16 protein-coding genes and 1 pseudogene are annotated in these 17719 nt (G+C 64.0%); 6 read left to right on the forward strand and 11 right to left on the reverse strand.

Annotated elements, in window-relative coordinates; translation table 11 throughout:
* Window positions 1-74 precede the first annotated feature (74 nt).
* Window positions 75-881, forward strand: a complete 807-nt coding sequence (locus BLU35_RS19160; RefSeq protein ID WP_093234070.1) for a class II glutamine amidotransferase — start codon at window positions 75-77, stop codon at window positions 879-881.
* A 198-nt stretch (window positions 882-1079) separates the two neighbouring features.
* Here BLU35_RS19160 and coaBC read toward each other — a convergent pair whose 3' ends face one another.
* Complete coding sequence (coaBC, locus tag BLU35_RS19170) at window positions 1080-2300, reverse strand: bifunctional phosphopantothenoylcysteine decarboxylase/phosphopantothenate--cysteine ligase CoaBC (protein ID WP_058323689.1); 1221 nt, start codon at window positions 2298-2300, stop codon at window positions 1080-1082.
* Between the two features lie 345 nt (window positions 2301-2645).
* Here coaBC and BLU35_RS19175 point away from each other — a divergent pair.
* A pseudogene (locus BLU35_RS19175) lies at window positions 2646-4433 on the forward strand (sensor domain-containing diguanylate cyclase).
* An 8-nt stretch (window positions 4434-4441) separates the two neighbouring features.
* On the opposite strand, the gene BLU35_RS35675 reads toward BLU35_RS19175, so the two are convergent.
* Window positions 4442-4597, reverse strand: coding sequence for a hypothetical protein (locus tag BLU35_RS35675; RefSeq protein WP_176907319.1), 156 nt, complete (start codon window positions 4595-4597; stop codon window positions 4442-4444).
* Between BLU35_RS35675 and BLU35_RS19180 the strand changes: the two genes are divergently transcribed.
* Window positions 4596-6176 (forward strand): ABC-F family ATP-binding cassette domain-containing protein, encoded by a 1581-nt coding sequence (locus tag BLU35_RS19180; RefSeq protein ID WP_093234071.1) that lies wholly within the window; start codon window positions 4596-4598, stop codon window positions 6174-6176. The two genes, BLU35_RS35675 and BLU35_RS19180, sit on opposite strands and share 2 nt — an antisense overlap.
* A 10-nt stretch (window positions 6177-6186) precedes the next feature.
* Here BLU35_RS19180 and BLU35_RS19185 read toward each other — a convergent pair whose 3' ends face one another.
* A complete protein-coding gene (locus BLU35_RS19185; RefSeq protein WP_057247966.1) occupies window positions 6187-7089 on the reverse strand; it encodes a cation diffusion facilitator family transporter in 903 nt (300 codons plus the stop codon).
* Window positions 7090-7308: 219 nt separating this feature from the next.
* Between BLU35_RS19185 and BLU35_RS19190 the strand changes: the two genes are divergently transcribed.
* Window positions 7309-8070 carry a bestrophin-like domain gene (locus BLU35_RS19190; protein ID WP_286161559.1) on the forward strand — a complete coding sequence of 254 codons (762 nt, stop codon included), beginning with the start codon at window positions 7309-7311 and terminating at the stop codon, window positions 8068-8070.
* A gap of 5 nt (window positions 8071-8075) precedes the next feature.
* Here the strand turns inward: BLU35_RS19190 and BLU35_RS19195 are convergent, their stop codons facing one another.
* The 8 genes from BLU35_RS19195 to ubiE form a co-directional block, all read right to left on the reverse strand.
* A complete protein-coding gene (locus tag BLU35_RS19195; protein WP_093234072.1) occupies window positions 8076-9344 on the reverse strand; it encodes an MFS transporter in 1269 nt (422 codons plus the stop codon).
* A gap of 238 nt (window positions 9345-9582) precedes the next feature.
* Window positions 9583-10053 (reverse strand): nucleoside deaminase, encoded by a 471-nt coding sequence (locus BLU35_RS19200; RefSeq protein WP_093234073.1) that lies wholly within the window; start codon window positions 10051-10053, stop codon window positions 9583-9585.
* A gap of 11 nt (window positions 10054-10064) precedes the next feature.
* A complete protein-coding gene (locus BLU35_RS19205; RefSeq protein ID WP_093234115.1) occupies window positions 10065-10658 on the reverse strand; it encodes an ankyrin repeat domain-containing protein in 594 nt (197 codons plus the stop codon).
* A gap of 552 nt (window positions 10659-11210) precedes the next feature.
* Entirely contained in the window at window positions 11211-11990 is a 780-nt protein-coding gene (locus BLU35_RS19210) for an SDR family oxidoreductase (RefSeq protein ID WP_093234074.1), read from the reverse strand.
* A gap of 168 nt (window positions 11991-12158) precedes the next feature.
* Entirely contained in the window at window positions 12159-12419 is a 261-nt protein-coding gene (locus tag BLU35_RS19215; protein ID WP_093234075.1) for a hypothetical protein, read from the reverse strand.
* A gap of 173 nt (window positions 12420-12592) precedes the next feature.
* On the reverse strand, window positions 12593-13120 hold the full coding sequence (locus BLU35_RS19220; RefSeq protein WP_093234076.1) for a GNAT family N-acetyltransferase: 528 nt from the start codon (window positions 13118-13120) through the stop codon (window positions 12593-12595).
* Between the two features lie 226 nt (window positions 13121-13346).
* Window positions 13347-14921 carry a 2-polyprenylphenol 6-hydroxylase gene (gene ubiB, locus BLU35_RS19225; RefSeq protein ID WP_058323681.1) on the reverse strand — a complete coding sequence of 525 codons (1575 nt, stop codon included), beginning with the start codon at window positions 14919-14921 and terminating at the stop codon, window positions 13347-13349.
* A gap of 5 nt (window positions 14922-14926) precedes the next feature.
* Complete coding sequence (ubiE, locus tag BLU35_RS19230) at window positions 14927-15703, reverse strand: bifunctional demethylmenaquinone methyltransferase/2-methoxy-6-polyprenyl-1,4-benzoquinol methylase UbiE (protein ID WP_057247974.1); 777 nt, start codon at window positions 15701-15703, stop codon at window positions 14927-14929.
* 173 nt (window positions 15704-15876) lie between these two features.
* Between ubiE and mutM the strand changes: the two genes are divergently transcribed.
* A complete protein-coding gene (gene mutM, locus BLU35_RS19235; protein WP_058329109.1) occupies window positions 15877-16767 on the forward strand; it encodes a bifunctional DNA-formamidopyrimidine glycosylase/DNA-(apurinic or apyrimidinic site) lyase in 891 nt (296 codons plus the stop codon).
* Between the two features lie 52 nt (window positions 16768-16819).
* Window positions 16820-17593: an enoyl-CoA hydratase gene (locus BLU35_RS19240; RefSeq protein WP_058329108.1), complete on the forward strand. Its 774-nt coding sequence runs from the start codon at window positions 16820-16822 to the stop codon at window positions 17591-17593.
* Window positions 17594-17719 lie beyond the last annotated feature (126 nt).

Consider the following 17719-nt stretch of genomic DNA (forward strand, 5'->3'; position numbering starts at 1 on the left):
GTTGGAACATCGCACTTCGTCATGGTTAACGAATCGCTCCGGAGTCTACGGGGCGGAGCTGGAGTGAAATCAGCATGTGCCGCTGGGCAGCCTATCGCGGGGACCCGCTCTATCTCGAGGAACTGGTAACCTCTCCCGCGCACTCGCTGATCGAACAGTCCCATTGCGCGACGCGGGCGAAGACGGTCACCAATGGCGACGGCTTCGGCATCGCCTGGTATGGCGATCACCCGGAGCCGGGGCGCTACCGCGATATCCTGCCCGCCTGGTCGGACTGCAACTTGAAGAGCATTGCTCGCCAGATCCGCTCGCCGCTCTTCCTTGCCCATGTGCGCGCCGCGACCGGCGGTGGCACAAGGCGCGACAACTGCCATCCCTTCGTCTTCGGCCGCTGGTCGTTCATGCACAACGGCCAGATCGGCGACTTCGAGCATCTGCGCCGGCCAATGGAGAGCATGCTCGACAACGACCTCTATTCGGCCCGCACCGGCACGACCGACTCCGAGCTTCTGTTCCTGCTCGCCATGCAGTTCGGGCTCGACCGCGATCCGCTCGGCGCGATCGCCGAGGCACTCGCCTTCGTCGAGCAGCTTGCCGAACATCTCGAACGCCAGGTGCTGGTCCGCTTCACCGCCGCCTTTTCCGACGGCCAGGATCTCTACGCCGTGCGTTATGCCTCCGACTGGAAGGCGCCGACGCTCTACGCGGCACCCATGGGCCCGAGCGGCGGCTATTGCCTCGTTTCCGAGCCGCTCAACGACGACGACAGCGCCTGGGTGGAGATCCCGGACGGCACGGCGGTCATCGTCGGTGAGAATGGTGTCGATGTCCGGCTGTTTTCGACGCAGGGGACGCCGGTGAAGACACGTCAGATGGCTTGAGGCGCAGTATCTTGATGGTCGATGGCAGGTGGCCCCTCATCCGGCTGCCGCCACCTTCTCCCCGCAGGCGGGGAGAAGGGACATGCCGCACTCTCCCGAATCTATCTGCTTGCTGCGAACGCTTCGTTCACGCAGGGCACGTCCCCTCGCCCCGCTTGCGGGGAGAGGGCTAGGGTGAGGGGCATCGGTAATTCGGAGCTAGCCCTTGTCGATCCGCGCCAGTTGCTCGGCAATCATCACGGCCAGCTTTTCCGCAACCGCGTCCTTGTCCATCTCCGGCCAGTCGTCGTTGCCGGTGGCCGAGATCAGCTTCACCTTGTTGCGGTCGCCGCCCATGATGCCGGTTGCCGGCGAAACGTCGTTGGCGAGGATGAAATCGGCGCCCTTGCGCTCGAGCTTGGCGCGGCCGTTGTCGGCGACGTTTTCGGTCTCGGCGGCAAAGCCGATCACGAGCTTCGGCCGCTTGGCATGATGGCCGACGGTCTTCAGGATATCGGGGTTTTCGGCAAGCTGCAGCGGCGGCGGGGCCTCGCCCGGCTTCTTCTTGATCTTGTTGCCGGCAGCGCTGGCTACCCGCCAGTCGGCAACGGCGGCAACCATCACGGCGACATCGGCGGGCAGGGCGGTTAGCACCGCGTCGCGCATTTCCTCGGCCCGCTCCACGTGCACGACCTTGACGCCGGCGGGATCCGGGATCGTCACCGGGCCGGAGACGAGTGTGACATTAGCGCCGAGCTTTGCCAGCGCGGCGGCGATCGCGTGGCCTTGCTTGCCGGAGGAACGGTTGGCGATGTAACGCACTGGGTCGATCGGCTCATGCGTCGGCCCTGAGGTTACGATCACGCTGCGCCCGGCAAGCGGCTTCGCGGCGCCGCCGAGAAGATCCTCGACGGCGGCCACGATCGAAAGCGGCTCGCTCATGCGGCCTTCCCCGGCCTCGCCGCTTTCCGCCATCTCGCCGGCTTCGGGGCCAATGAAGCGGATGCCGTCCTTGGCGAGCGTCGCCCGGTTGCGGCGCGTTGCCGGATGCGCCCACATCTTCGGGTTCATCGCGGGAGCGATCAGCACCGGCCGGTCGGTCGCGAGCAGGATGGTGGAGGCGAGGTCGTCCGCATGGCCGTTCGCCATCTTGGCCATCAGGTCGGCGGTCGCCGGCGCAACGACGATCAGGTCGCACTCGCGCGCCAGTCGGATGTGGCCGACATCCTGCTCGTCCTCGCGTGAAAAGAGATCGAGATAGACATGCGAGGCCGAAAGCGCGCCGACGGCAAGCGGGGTCACGAACTGCTGCGCGCCGGCCGTCATCACCGGCCGCACGCTCGCCCCGCGTTCCCGCAAACGTCGGATGAGATCAAGGCTCTTATAGGCCGCGATGCCGCCGGAGATGATCAGGAGAATACGCTTACCCGACAGTGTCATTTCCACCCGGCCTTTCGGCCGTCCTCTTGCCCGGCATGGGCTGCCGGGTCCTACGCGATACACAATATTCCAGCGGCTGGCCTCACCAGTGCCTTCGAGATCGAACCTACTTGAGCGATCCGCTGGGCGCAACGTGTCCCACCGGAGGAGGTTGCCTGTGCTGACATCCGTGCGATACGGCGTTTCGCTATGCTAGCCCCCCGGGACATCACCGCCGATTGTTCCCGCCCGTGGCGCGCAATGGAACAAAAGCCGTGCCGCCCGCGTCAACATGCTCCGGGCCTGTTGCCGAAGCCAGGGAATGCGATTAATCCGCTTTCAATCCGCGCAGGGTAAGCTCTTCTCATGCGAATAAATGCGATCACCAACTGGGCCTATGGCGTCACCGTTCTTCTGACGGCACTTTCGGGCGCGGCCTTCATCCTGTCGACGAATAGCGCTCTCGAGGAGAGGCGGGCGGTCGAACAGCATCTTGCCCTCGATACGCTTGGCGAAGAACTTGTGCTCGGAGCGGAAGTACGGACCGACGAGGCGCGCCTTTACGTCATGCGCGGCGACGAGCGTCACCTCGAAGCCTTCCATCGCGCGGAGGAAGAGGAGCGCAAGCGCGAAGAGGCGATCAAGACGGCCACGAGTTTCGGCGCGTCCCAGGGCGAGATCGCAGCCCTTCAGGCGACGATGCGCGAGGCAGAGGCACTCGACAAGATCGAGCTTGCCGCCATCGAGGCCTATCAGAAGGGCGATCGCACGACCGCCCAGGAGAAGCTATTCGGCCCGGAGCACGAGCGGCTGCAGACAGCGCTTCTCGACACGGTCGCACGGTTTCGAGACTTGACCAATGCTCGCACAGGCGGGGCGCTCAACGAGGCACAGGCGCGCAGCGACTGGTTCGCCATCGCGGCCAAGTCGATGCTTGGCATCACCGCTGCCCTCTTCCTGAGCGTGCTCTATTTCATTCTCAAGCGCCGCGTCGCCATGCCGCTCACCCGCATGAGCGGCATCGTCACACGTCTCGCCGAGCAGGACTACGCTGTGGAAGTGCCGCTCGACCGGCGCCGCGACGAGATCGGCGAGATGAACAAGGCGATCCACATCTTTCGGGAAAACGGTATCGAGCGTGATCGGCTCGATGCGGAGCGGCGCCTGGACCAGCAAACCAAGGACCTGATCCTGCAGATGATGCACCGACTGCAGGCCTGCCAGAGCCAGGACGAACTGGCCGAGGTCGTGGCCCGCTTCGCGCCGCAGGTCTTTCCCAATCTTGCCGGCCATCTCTACGTGCTGAACGACAGCCGGACGCTCTTGACCCGCGTCGGCAGTTGGTTCGATCCGCAGCATTCTGCGCCATCCTTCCCGTCCAGCGCCTGCTGGGGACTTCGCCGCGGCCGGCCGCATGTCAGCAATCGCGGTCATAGCGATATCGCCTGCCAGCATCTCGACGACGATGGCGCGGTCGGTCTCTGCGTGCCGCTGACAGCCCAGGGCGATACCATTGGTCTCCTCTATTTCGAGGAGCGCTCTGACGAAACATTCGCAGTCGAAGCGTCGCGCCTCTATCTCGAATTGATCGCCGAAAACATCGGGCTTGCCGTCGCCAATCTTCAACTGCGCGAGAAGCTCACCAATCTGGCGGTGCGCGACGCGCTGACGGGCCTGCTCACCGGCGCTGCCTCGACGAGGCGCTGAACCGTGAGCCGCGCGGGCAGGGCGGCAAGCCACTCACCTGCCTGATGATCGATATCGACCATTTCAAGCGCTTCAACAATGAGTTCGGCCACGATGCCGGCGACGTCGTCATGCAATACGGTGGCCGATGCCGGCAGCGCCTACCGCTTCGGCGGAGAGGAACTTACGGTGTTGCTGCCGGAAGCAGGCGAGGCGGCAGGCTTCGAGCTTGCCGAGCGGCTGAGGACCCGGATCGGCACCACCCCGCTGTCGCATCGCGGCCGGATTCTGGGCACAGTTGCAGTCTCGGTCGGCATTGCCTCGGCTCCGGACGACGGGCCCGTCGCCACCCTGCTGACGCGGGCTGACGCCGCTCTTCTCGACGCCAAGAACCACGGCCGAAACCGAAGCGTGCGCGCCTCCGGACTGACTTTCGGCGATGACCAGGCGCGGCGCAGTCTCGCCTGATCCTCCGCTTACCGCCGCGCCGCAATCAAATGTCCCGCCTTGAAACGGGCGCATTCGATGCTATCTATTGCCGCGATAGAAATTTGAACAGGATACACGCATCGATGGATTTCACCCTGACCGCCAAGCCGAACCGTCTTGCCATCAGGGAAAATCGTATCCATGCCTGCTTCGATTTCACTCTCCCAACTTTCGTGGTCCACGCCTGAGGGCCGAAGCCTCTTTTCCAATCTCGACCTGACCTTTGGTCCTGTTCGTACCGGCCTTGTCGGCCGCAACGGCGTTGGCAAATCCACGCTGCTGCGCCTGATCGAAGGCGCGCTCGCGCCGCAGGCCGGCAAGGTCACCGTCGTCGGCAGCCTCGGCATGCTCAGCCAGACCGTCCAGGTCGCGGACGATGAAACCGTCGCCGACCTGTTTGGCATCCGCGATGCGCTTGGCGTCCTCAAGCGTGCGGAAGAAGGGCTGGCCAGCATGGACGAGCTTGCCGCGGCCGACTGGATGCTCGAATCCCGGCTGGAGGCAGCACTTGCGCGCGTCGGTCTGGAGGCGTCGGCTGGGACGCCCCTTGCAGCACTTTCCGGCGGGCAGATGACCCGCGTGAAGCTTGCCGCCCTCGTCTTCCAGGAGCCGGATTTCATCCTGCTCGACGAGCCCACCAACAATCTCGACCGCGAGGGGCGGGCTGCCGTTGCCGCGTTGATGGCGGGCTGGCGCGGCGGCGCCATCGTCGTCAGCCATGATCGCGAACTCCTGGAGACGATGGACGCGATCGTCGAGCTGACGTCGCTCGGCGCCACGACCTATGGCGGCAACTGGAGCCACTACCGCGAGCGCAAGGCAATCGAGCTCGCATCGGCCCGTCACGATCTCGCCGACGCGGAGCGCCGTCTGGCCGAGGTCCAGCGAAAAACGCAAGAGATAGCTGAGCGCAAGGCGCGCAAGGACGCGGCAGGCCGCCGTAAGCGCGCCAAGGGGGACGAGCCGCTGCTGCTGCTTGATGCGAGGAAGGAGCGCAGCGAGAGGACGGGCGGCGACAATGCCCGTCTTGCCGAGCGCAGCCGAGATCGGGCGATCGGCGATCTCGCTGAGGCACGCGAACGCATCGAAATCCTGCAGCCGCTGACCGTCCGCCTGCCTTCGACCGGCCTGCCCGCCGGCCGAAGCGTGCTGCAGGTCGATGCCGTCACTGCGGGTTATCAGCCGCGAACGCCAGTGATCGACCGGCTGTCGCTCTCGATCGTCGGCCCGGAGCGCGTGGCACTCACCGGCCGCAACGGCTCGGGCAAGACGACGCTGCTGTCGCTGTTGACCGGTGATCTCAAGCCATGGTCCGGCAATGTGCATGTCCTGGTCGAATACGCCGTGCTCGACCAGCAGGTGAGCCTGATCGATCCCCGTCTTTCGATCCGTGACAATTTCCGGCAACTTAATCCTGACGCCAGCGAGAACGACTGCCGCGCGGCGCTCGCCCGTTTCATGTTCCGCGCGGATGCGGCCTTGCAGGTCGTTTCAAGCCTCAGCGGCGGCCAGATGCTGCGTGCAGGGCTTGCCTGCGTGCTCGGCGGCAGCAGCCCACCGCAGCTCTTGATCCTAGACGAGCCGACCAACCATCTGGATATCGAATCCGTCGAGGCGGTCGAGGCGGGTCTCAGAGCCTATGACGGCGCGCTACTCGTCGTCAGCCACGACCACGCCTTCCTGGAGGCGATCGGCATCAACAGGCGGATCGAGCTTTCCTGACGGGGGAAGATTACTCAGCCCAGCGCGCTTCGCCGGTAAAGGCGATCGTCAGCCAGCGGTCGTGGCCGGGATCGCCGATCTCCTCGCCGACCTCGGCGCGGATCCGGTCGAGTTCGGCGAGGGTGCCGACCTTGGTTTCCGGCGTTCCGATAAGATAGACCTCGATCGTCTTGGAGCGCCCGACCTTGGCGACATAGGTGCGATAGTCGGCAAAGCCGTGGCGCGCGACCGCATTTGCCGCCGCCTGACGCACGCGCTCGTCGAGTTCGGCAGGCGCAACCAGGAAGATCTCCTTCAATGCCTGGAAGACCGTGCGGATCGGCAGCGGGATAAGGCAGAGCGTCAGCACGATCAGGATCGCCGGGTCGACATAGGGCGTCCAATGTTCGTAAGCCGTACCCTTCAACGCCGCGGCGATCACGAAGGCGACGAGCAGGGCCGAGGTGATCGCACCGGACATCGCCCAGGCACGCACGTCGAGCGCCAGGAACTCTGAGCCGATCGGCCGGTTTGCCCGGCGAATGTAGAAAAACATGACGAGGCAGATCACCACGACGACGGCGGCATAGGCAATCGCCCAGTCGAAGGCGAGATGGTTGCCACCCGACAAGAGCGACCCGACGGCGTTGACCATCGCGTAGAAGGAAAGCAGCGTCAGCAGCCCGGCATTGAAGAGCAGCACCATGGGCTCGATGTGCCAGAAGCCCATCTGGAACCGCTTGCTCTGCTTCGGGATCAGTTGGGTCACGCCGAGTGCAAGCACGGTCATGGAGGCATCGACGGCCGAGAAGACGCCGTCGAAGACGATGGAAACCGAGCCCGAAAGCAGACCGAAGATCACGCCCGTCACCCCGACGACGACGGTGGCCGCGATCGATTGCTTGAGGACTGTCTGTTCGCTTGGGGCGGTCATGATGTTGTTTTTACTCCTGTTTCGGCGCGGTGCTTACGGGTTGGCAATGTCGAAATGGTGGCGGCGGCTGCAAACATAGCGGTTTGCCTGCAGGCAAGACAGCTGTTGCGTGCATTTGCTAATAAAGCGAGGCGTTGTGTTTCCAGGCCTCGACGCTCAGAATTGCCGATGTTTATCGGCGGCCGGCGGAGGGGAAAATGATCGTCGAGATGTTGCTCGGTGCCTTTATTCGTCTTCGGCACGGTCGCCCTGACGCTCGCGTCCTACTTTGCAATGCGGCTGATCATGGGCGGCGAGGCGGAAGGGCACGAAAAGGAACTTGCCAGTTTGGTCATCTTTCGCATTTCGGCGCTGCATGGCTTGATCCTCGCGCTGGTCTTTGCGCAGGAGATGGTCGAGTACCAGCAGCTCAAATACGAGATGGCTACCGAAGCCGGGGCGACCGCTGACATCTTCTACGACGCCGAACGTTACGGTGAAGCCGTCAAGGCGCCGATCCAGCAGGCGATCTCCGCCTATGCGGCCGAGGTGATCGATGGTGAATGGCAGTCACTGGCGGACAAGGGACGTCTTTCACCACAGGCTTGGGTGCACTGGGATGCAGCCTATCAGCACGTGCTGAACCTGGTCCCGGCCGACAAGCGCCAGGAGAGCCTGCGCAGCCAGATGCTGGAGCGGCTGCACGACATCTCGCAAAGCCGGACCAAGCGGGAAAGCAATGTCGCGGACTCGATCGACAGTATCTTCTGGTTCGCGGCACTCTCCGGCGTCATCTTCATCGCGCTCGCCTATTATTCCTTCCCGCCAATGCGGCGCAATCTGCTGCTGCTCTGCCTCTTCGGCGCGTACACGGGCATCATCCTGTTTCTGATCTATGCCTTCTCCAATCCGTATCAGCCGCCAGCGGCGTTGGCGCCGGGGCCGCTCGAACGGGTGCAACAGCAGATCAACGCCTCGTCGGCGCCTGCGACGGGAGGATGACGGCGCTAGGCGAATTGACCCAGCCGCAGGTGATCGCCGCTAATGGCGCCACCGTCGGACGCATCGGCGCGCGCGGTCTGCGGGCGCGGCGGCGGCATGGAGTGGCCGATCGCAAACAGAAGCGCGCTTGCCGCCGAAAGAAATGCAAACAGCAGGAACATGCCAGCGCCGCCGATGGTGCCGAGTGCCAGGCCGCCGATCAGTGGCCCAAGGAAGTTCCCGACCGTCGAGAGCGAATGGGCGCCGAAATAGGTGCCGCGATTGCCGGTATTCGAAATGCCGTCGACCAGCACATATTCCGAGGGTACGACGAGCACCTCGCCGATGGTGAAGAGGATCATCGAGGCGACGAGCATTTCCATTCCGGAGGAGGCTGCGAAACCGATTTCGCCGACCAGGAAAAGCAGGCAGCCGAGCGACAGCGCCGGCAGCGCACCGATCCTTTCGATGACGAAGCGGGCAGGCGTGCTGGCGATCAGCACCGTTGCGGCATTGGTCGAAACCAGGAGCGCGAAGAGGGTGACGCCATCCGCAAAGCCGGAGTTGAGATACTGCGACAAGGTCACCGACCACTGGCCATGAACGGCCAAGAGCAGCGTGCCACCGATGACGAAGAAGACCAGCCTTCGGTCGCGCAGGGCGGCAACGAGCCCGCGCCAGCCACCGGCAGCCTGTGATGTCCCCGTGGTTTGGACCATCTGCCTGTCGCCGGCTTCGGGCACCGCCAAGAAGAGCATGAGGCCGAAGGCTGCGTGCATGACGCCGGCGCTGACGAACAGCGTCGAATAGGCGGCACCCACCCAGACGCCAATCAAGGGCCCGATGGCCCAGCCGGCATTGATGGCGAGATAACGCCAGGAGAAGACCTTAAGGCGCAGATGCTCAGGCGCGGCATCGCTCATCAAGGCACGCGCAACCGGTTCGTAGACGGCGGCTGCGACGGCAGACACGATGTGCGCCAGCGCGAAGGCGGCGATCGATTGCGCCAGTCCGAGCCCCGCCAGCGCCAGCCCGGCCATGAAAAGCGCTGCGGTCAGCACCCCTTTTCGGCCAATGCGATCGGACAGCGTGCCGGCAAAGGGACTGACGATTGCGCCGAGCAGCGGGCCGGCACCGATGAGAGCGCCGATGCCTGCGGGGCTGAGGCCAAAATCACGCTGCAGACGGATCGCGAGGAAGGTCAGGCTCATGCCCTTGGCGATCGTCACCACGCCGGAACCCGCGATGAGAAGCAGCGCAACACGGCGACCCGCTTTTTCGGAATAGGCATTCATCGCGGGCACCTGCAGGCTGGGAGCGCTCGGTTTCCGTGGGAATGTCGAGCGACGGGAGTAGGGAAGAAGACTCCCTTTGCGATTACATCCGTCGCGTGTACTCGGCAAGTGGGACAGCTATCCAGCGGCAATCTGTCTCTGTGGGTGGAGGGCGTCGGTTTCCCACTCGGCCTTGGTCTGAACGAAAATGCAAGGCGGCCACCGGTCGTGGCGGCCTCAGGGCTGTTTCACCTGCCGGTTATTCGTTCCCCTGCCGCTCCTGCCAGGTCACGTAGAGCGGTGTTGTATCGGTATCGTCGACCGGTACATGGCGGAAGCGCATGGCCTGCTCGGCAAGCGGTTTTGCCAGTTCCGCGTAGATCGCCGCTGTCGACAGGCCGAAAGGTTCGGCATCGGCGTTCGAGTTCGCATAGGCGATCTCGGTGATCCCGGCCATGCGCATGGCCGCAAGGCACATCGGGCAGGGTTGGCCGCTGGCATAGACGGCAGCACCTTCGAGCCGCGGGGAGCGGAGCGTCCGGGCGGCGGCACGCAATGCGTTGAGTTCCGCATGCGAAGTCGGGTCCCCTGTCGACAGCATCTCGTTGACGCCGCGGCCGACGATCTCGCCGTCCTTGACGACGACAGCGCCGAAGGGGCGACCGCCATCCTCGATGTTGCGGCGGGCGAGCGCTACGGCTTCGGCCAGATAGGTCTGTTCCTGGTTCATGGTAAATCCCTCTAGCGGGCGCCGGCGTCGACCAGCAGCGTTTCAATGCTGCCGTAGCCGCGTTGGCGCGCGTGGCGCAGCGGGCTGACGCCCCCGCCATCGGCGAGGTTGACGTCAGCGCCGGCCTTGATCAGCAGCCGTACGATCTCGGTGTGTTTTTCGCCGCCGGTGCCAAGGATGATCGCCTCAAGCAGCGCCGTCCAGCCGAGGCGATTGACGTGGTCGACATCGACGCCGGCTTCGATCAGCGTCTTGACGGTCTCGACGTGGCCGCGCTCGGAGGCGGGGATGAGCGCCGTGCCGCCATAACGGTTCGTGCTCTTGAGGTCGGCGCCATTCGCGAGCGTCAGCTTCAGGATTTCGAGATGGCCACGTGCGCCGGCGTAGAGATAGGGACTGTCCTGGATCTTGTCCTTGGCGTTGACGTCGGCGCCGGCCTCGATCAGCGCGCGCGCCGCATCGACGCGGTTTTCGTGGGTGGCGACGAGAAGGGCCGTGGCGCCGCTGGCATCGCGGGTCTCGACGCTTGCACCCTGTTGCAGCAGCGATTTGACCTTGTCCGCATCACCGGCTTCGGCAGCAGAAATCAGTTGGGTTTCGAGCATGGAGGCCCCCACGGCTGCGGGTGAAAGGCTGAAGGCGGCGATCGATGCGCCAACCAGCGAGCCGAAAAGTCTTGGTCGCATTTGGTCTTTCCGATCATGCCGACGGGTCGAACAGGCCGACCGATCGCAGTGGTTCCGGTTGAGGGCGAGACGTGGAAACCCGGAAGTGGCCGCGCTTTCGTGCCGCTCTCGCTCTTTGCGATCTCGTGCTTACTTGAGCCGGCCCGTGACCTTTTCAAGGGCGCAAGATGCGCGTCTTGCCGAACCTGTCCCGCGCCCGGCATGGCGCCCTGGACGCCGACCGTAGGTGGCGGGCCATCCATTTGGAAATTAAATGTATGAATGATGAAAAGTGGAAATATGAATGCGTTGCCGTTCGACCTGGATCTGCTCATAGCATTCGCGACCGTGGTCGATTGCTGAGGCTTCAGGGCCACGGCGAGCCGATTGCATTCCACCTGGTCATCAGCCCGGAGGTGATGGGTACCAGAAGCGAGGTGTGATCTGACGGATAATCACACCATCCGTGGACGGACGCTGTCCTGAGTGGCCCTAGAGCATCGAGCGGCTGAGACCGCCGTCGACGGGCAGCGCGACGCCGGTGATGTAGCTTGCTTGGCGGCTGGCGAGGAAGGCCGCGGCCGCGCCGAATTCCGCCGGCGTGCCGTAGCGCCCAAGCGGGATCTCCTGCTGGCTGCGCGCCGCGACCGTGGCGATATCGACGCCCTCGCTCTCGGCATCCATCCGGTCGAAGCTGAGCGTGCGGTCGGTGGCAAGCCGCCCTGGAAGAAGCAGGTTGACGGTCACGCCCTCGGCTGCGACCTCGCCGGCAAGTGTCTTCAGCCAGCCTGCAACAGCGCTTCTGAGCGCATTCGAGGCGGTGAGCCCGACGATCGGCTCACGGATGCTGGTGGAGGCGACGGCGATGATGCGTCCGAACCGGCGTTCCCGCATGCCGGGCAGCAGCCGTCCGGTGATGCGCATGCCGGCCAGCACTATGGTTTCGAATTGCGCCCGCCAGAAATCGGGCTCGATCGCCGAGGCCGGCGAGGGCGGCGGTCCGCCGCCATTCAGCACCAGAATGTCGATCATGCCGAAATCGGCTTCGAGCCGATCCAGCAGGCCGTCGAGCATATCGGGTTTCGAGAGGTCGAGCGCGTAGCCCCGCGCCGACGGGCCGATGTCGCTTGCGATCTTGGCGGCCGATGCGGCATCGCGACCGGTCAGCGCAACGATGACGCCTTCGCTTGCCAGCGCCTCGGCGATGCCGCGGCCCAATCCCTTGCTGCCGCCGAGCACCAGCGCGCGCTTTCCAGCAATACCAAGATCCATGACCGGTTCTCCTCGATGTGGAATTCAGAATGACCAGGAACTGGAGCTACTACAGTTTTACTCGAAGCGGAATCGAATTGACCGTCGGCGAATGGCGAAGGCAGGCCGAACGGAAAAGCCCGGCCGGAAAACCGGCCGGGCTTTTGCCCCTCGCCCTTGTTGAGCGGATCAGCGGCAGATGCGAATTTTCTTGAAGTAGACGTTACCGTAGTGGTCGTAGCGTTTGACCTTCTTGATGAAGCAGTACGGTTCGTCTTCGTAGTAATAAGGGCCGCCGTAGTAGTCGCCGACATAACCGACATGCCCACCCCAGCCATGACCGTAGTGGCCATTGCTGAAGCCGATCGAGAAACCGCCGGCCTGCGACTGGGCGGCAAAGGAGACGGCGGCGGTAACGGCAACAACGGCTGCGATGATGATCTTGCGCATGATGTTCTCTCCTCTGGATTGGTTGGGATGAGCCTTCGTCATCCATGAGGAGAAGATCGCATGGGACCGATATATTCGCAGTTCCGGATGGAACACGGTGTAGCCGGCGGTTGCGGGGGATCGCGATCCGCCGGCTTTAGCGGTTGCCCAATGCCGAAGCTCGAGACCTTCCGCTAGACGCGCAGTGCCCCTGGAGCGCGAATGCGCGCCATGGCGAAAACGTCTGCAAGCACGCCGTTCCTGAGCGCATAGGCCCTGTGCGTGCCCTCCATCTCGAAACCCGCCTTGCGGTAGAGTGCGATCGCGGGCTCGTTGTCGGTGAAGACCGTGAGCTCGATGCGGCTGATGCCCAGCCAGTTGTCGGCGGCATCGATCAAGGCCGTAAGCAGTGCCTTACCGACGCCCTCGCCACGGTGCTTATCGTCGACGCTGATGCCAAGGGCGGCCGAATGCTGACGACGTCCCTTGCTGCGGTGCAGGCCGGCCATGCCGACTATATGCCCGTCGCGTTCGGCAACGATGACCGTGTCGTCGTCCGATCTTGTCTCCATCCACTTGCGCGTTTGTTCCGGGGTGGAAAATGGCAGTCGGAGTGTTCCAGATCGGATGCCGGGCTGGCTCATCAGGGCGGCAACCGCCTCCCAGTCGACGATGCGCGCCGCGCGGATCTTGATTTCAGGAGGAGCGTGCGTTTCGGTCATTGTTTCCTCTCTTTGCTCCGAGGAAACAGGACCCAACCCTGCTCGCCTCGGCAGGGTTGGTGGGGGACATTTCGCTTAAATCAGCGCAACAGGTCTCCCGCACACCCCTGGGGTATGCGTGCAAAGCACCATTGCGATCGTCGAGCGATTGTCCATGGCGGAAGAATAACAAGCGCAAGTGGAAAGGCAAGTCCGCAGAACGCGCCGAACGCTCTGCGCGCCGCGATCAGGTGACCTGCCAGGCGATATAGACGAGCGTGGCGGCGATCAGCCAGAGGGCGACGCGGCCTGAACGGGTATGCCGGGCCTCCGCCTTGCCGATCGCGTGCGCCGTCTCGGCGTCGAAGCGCAGGCCGTTCTCGCTCATCGCCATGATCTCGCTGGAGAATTTTTCCGTGCGGGCGGCGATTTCGGGGGCGGCCTCGGCGAGCCGCAGCGCCGCGTGCAGGCCGTCGCGAAGGTCGGTGACGATGCGTTTCGGCCCGAGATTGTCGCGAATCCATTTGCCGACGACCGGTTCGGAGGCCTTCCACATGTTGAAGCGCGGATTGAGCGTGCGTGCCACACCTTCGACGACCACCATGGTCTTCTGCAGCATCACGAGCTCGGGGCGCGTCTGCATGTCGAAGAGCTCGGTGACCTCGAAGAGCAGCGTCAAGAGCTTCGCCATCGAGATGGTTTCGGCCGGCTGGCCGTGGATCGGCTCGCCGATCGCTCGGATTGCCTGGGCGAAGCTCGCGGCGTCGTGATGCGAAGGCACGTAGCCCGCCTCGAAGTGCACGTCGGCGACGCGCTGGTAGTCGCGGGTAATGAAGCCGAAGAGGATCTCCGCCAGGAACCGGCGCTCCTTCTTGCCGAGACGGCCGACAATCCCCATGTCGACGGCGACGATATGGCCGGCGTCGTCGACGAAGAGATTGCCCTGGTGCATGTCGGCATGGAAGAAGCCATCGCGCAGCGTGTGGCGCAGGAAGGACTGGATCAGCGTCTCGGCAAGCTGGTTGAGGTCGTGCCCGGCGGCCTTCAACCCCTCGATATCCGACATCTTGACGCCGTCGATCCATTCCATGGTGACGACATCGCGTCCGGTCCGTTCCCAATCGACTTTCGGCACGCGGAAGCCGGAATCGTCCTTGGTGTTTTCGCCAAGCTCGGAAAGGGCGGCGGCCTCCAGCCGAAGGTCCATTTCGATCTTCGTCGTCTGCTCCAGCGTCTTGGTGACCTCGACCGGCTTCAGCCGGCGCGTATAGGGCAAGAACCGCTCCTGCATATGGCTGACGAGATACATCGCCTCGATATCGGAGGCGAAACGCTGGCGCACGCCGGGGCGGATGACCTTGACCGCGACCTTTTCGGGCTTGCCGTCGCGAAGCACGATGGCCGGATGCACCTGCGCGATCGAGGCGGCCGCCATCGGTTCGGAGAGCTCGGCGTAGAGGTCCTCGACCTTGCGGCCGAGCGAACCTTCGATTGCGGCCTTCGCCTCGCTCTGCGGGAAGGTCGCCATGCTGTCCTGCAAGAGCGACAGGTCGGCCGCGAACTCTGCGCCGACGACATCCGGGCGCGTCGCCAGGAACTGACCGATCTTGACATAGGAGGGCCCGAGGCGGGCGACCGCGCGTGACAAGCGGTCGCTGCGTTCCTCGCCCGGCACCCTGCGGCGCGCCAGAAGTCCTGCCGCCTTCTGGGCGAAACGGGCAAACGGCGGCAGATGCTCGGTTGGGACGGCTGAGACGACGCCTTCGCGCACGAGAACCCACCCGATCCGCGCAAGGCGGACATATGTTCCAGGCGTGCTCATCGGGTTCAGATTTTCCAGCCGGAATGCAGCGCTGCGATGCCGCCGGTGTAATTGGTGAAGGAGACGCGTGAGAAGCCGGCCTCCTTGATCATCGTCGCGAAGTTGCGCTGGTTCGGGAACTTGCGGATCGATTCCACCAGATACTGGTAGGGCGCCTCGTCGCCGGTGATCAGCTTGCCGAATTTCGGGATCGCGTTGAACGACCAAGCATCATAGAAGCGATCGAGCAGCGGCATCTCCACTTCGGAGAATTCCAGTACCAGCAGGCGACCGCCGCGCTTCAGCACCCGGTGCGCCTCTTTCAGCGCCACGTCAATGCGCGGCACGTTGCGAATGCCGAAGGCGATCGTATAGGCGTCGAAGGAATTGGCCTCGAAGGGCAGTTCCTCGGCATTGGCCTCGACGAATTCGAGATTGGCGGAAAGCTTCCTCTTCTCCGCCCGTTCGGCGCCGACGGCGAGCATCGAGCCGTTGATGTCGAGCACGGTCGCATGCGCCTTGCGGTCGGAGGCCTCGATGATGCGGAAGGCGATATCGCCGGTGCCGCCGGCAACGTCCAGAACCTTGTAGTCTTCGCGGCGCGGCGGGTTGAGGGCGGCGATCATCGCGTCCTTCCAGGCGCGGTGTAGGCCGGCCGACATCACGTCGTTCATGATGTCGTAGCGCTTCGCCACCTTATGGAAGACGTCGTTGACGAGCGGCTGCTTTTCGCCGGCGTCGACATTGCGGAAACCGAAGGATGTTTCCATGCCGCCATCGGCCGATACGCGCTGATCCGTCATACGAAGAACTCCACCTGAACCAATTTTTCCGGCACCATAGCGAAAAGGCCCCATCCGCGCTATCTCGTGGACGGGACCGCGCCTGCGGCATAGCGCACTCCCTATAGGATAAGAAGGCCGCCAAGGAAATGCCAACCACCGCATCCGGTGGCTGAGATCGTAGGAGTGCATTTATGCCGGAGTTGCCCGAGGTCGAAACCGTCAAGCGCGGCCTGGCGCCGACCATGGAGGGCGCGCGGATCGTCAATGCGGAATTGCGCCGTCCGGACCTGCGCTTCCCGTTTCCGGAGAATTTTTCTTCGACCGTTGCCGGCCAGCGCATTGTCTCGCTGTCACGGCGGGCGAAGTACCTGATGATCGATCTGGAAGCCGGCGACGTGATCATCGCCCATCTCGGTATGTCCGGTTCCTTCCGCATCGAGGCAGGGCCGGCTGCAGCGACGCCGGGCGAGTTTCACCATCCGCGCGGCAAGGACGAGAAGCACGATCACGTCATCTTTCATCTCGACGGCGCCGAAGGCCCGGTGCGGGTGATCTACAACGACCCGCGTCGTTTCGGTTTCATGGATCTTGCCCGCCGCGACACGGTGTCAAGCCACGCCTATTTTCGCGCGCTTGGCGAGGAGCCAACCGGAAACGCGCTCGATGCCGCCTATCTCGCTGTACGCTTTTCCGGCAAGGCGCAGCCGCTGAAGGCGGCCTTGCTCGATCAGAAGAACATCGCCGGTCTCGGCAATATCTATGTCTGCGAGGCGCTCTGGCGCTCGAGCCTGTCGCCGGTGAAGCCCGCCGGCGAACTCGTCGACAAGCGTGGCAAGCCCAAAGATGGCCTGGTGCGCCTGACGGACGCGATCCGCGAGGTCATCGCCGATGCCATTGCGGCCGGCGGCTCGTCGCTGAAGGACCACATCCAGGCCGACGGCTCGCTCGGTTACTTCCAGCACTCCTTCTCCGTCTACGACCGCGAAGGAGAGGCTTGCCGCACGCCAGGCTGCGACGGTACGGTCGCCCGTATCGTGCAGGCGGGCCGGTCGACCTTCTATTGCCCGCATTGCCAGAAATGAACGCCGGGCTGTCCGCGGCCTGGCGTCGGAGATGAACCGGAGGAAAACAGGAATGACTTACGAAACGCTGCTGGTCGAAACGCGCGGCCGCGTCGGCCTCGTGACGCTCAACCGTCCGCAGGCGCTGAATGCGCTGAATTCGACCGTCATGCGCGAGCTTGCCGCAGCGCTGAGGGCCTTCGATGCCGACAGGGAGATCGGCGCCGTCGTCGTCACCGGCTCCGAGAAGGCCTTTGCCGCCGGCGCCGACATCAAGGAGATGCAGACGCTCGATTTCGTCGACAGCTATCTCGGCGATTTCATTGGCGGCTGGGACCAGGTGGCTGCGGCCCGCAAGCCAGTGATCGCCGCTGTTTCCGGTTATGCGCTCGGTGGCGGCTGCGAGCTGGCGATGATGTGCGACTTCATCATCGCCTCCGAGACCGCGAAGTTCGGCCAACCCGAAATCACCCTCGGCGTCATTCCCGGCATGGGTGGCTCGCAGCGCCTGACGCGCGCCGTCGGCAAGGCGAAGGCGATGGACCTGGTTCTGACCGGCCGCATGATGGACGCGGCGGAGGCGGAACGCGCAGGACTCGTTTCGCGTGTGGTGGCGCCGGAGAAATTGATGGAGGAAGCGCTGGCTGCCGCCGAGAAGATCGCATCCTTCTCGCTGCCGGCGGTCATGATGGCGAAGGAGGCGGTGAACCGTTCTCTCGAGCTGACGCTCGCCGAAGGCCTTCGTTTCGAGCGGCGTCTGTTCCACTCGCTGTTTGCGACCGAGGACCAGAAAGAAGGCATGGCCGCCTTCGTCGCCAAGCGTAAGCCGGAGTTCAAGCATCGCTAGAGCGGGATGAGGAATAGTGTTTACGGTTTTCCGCCCGCATCCCGCTCAAGCCTGTTAGAAACGATCACGTTTATGGTTTTGGGTCGATCAGACCCAAGACCATCGTGATCTAAGCCAGAGCACGGC

Source organism: Sinorhizobium sp. NFACC03 (assembly GCF_900103435.1).
Taxonomy (GTDB): Bacteria; Pseudomonadota; Alphaproteobacteria; order Rhizobiales; family Rhizobiaceae; genus Ensifer.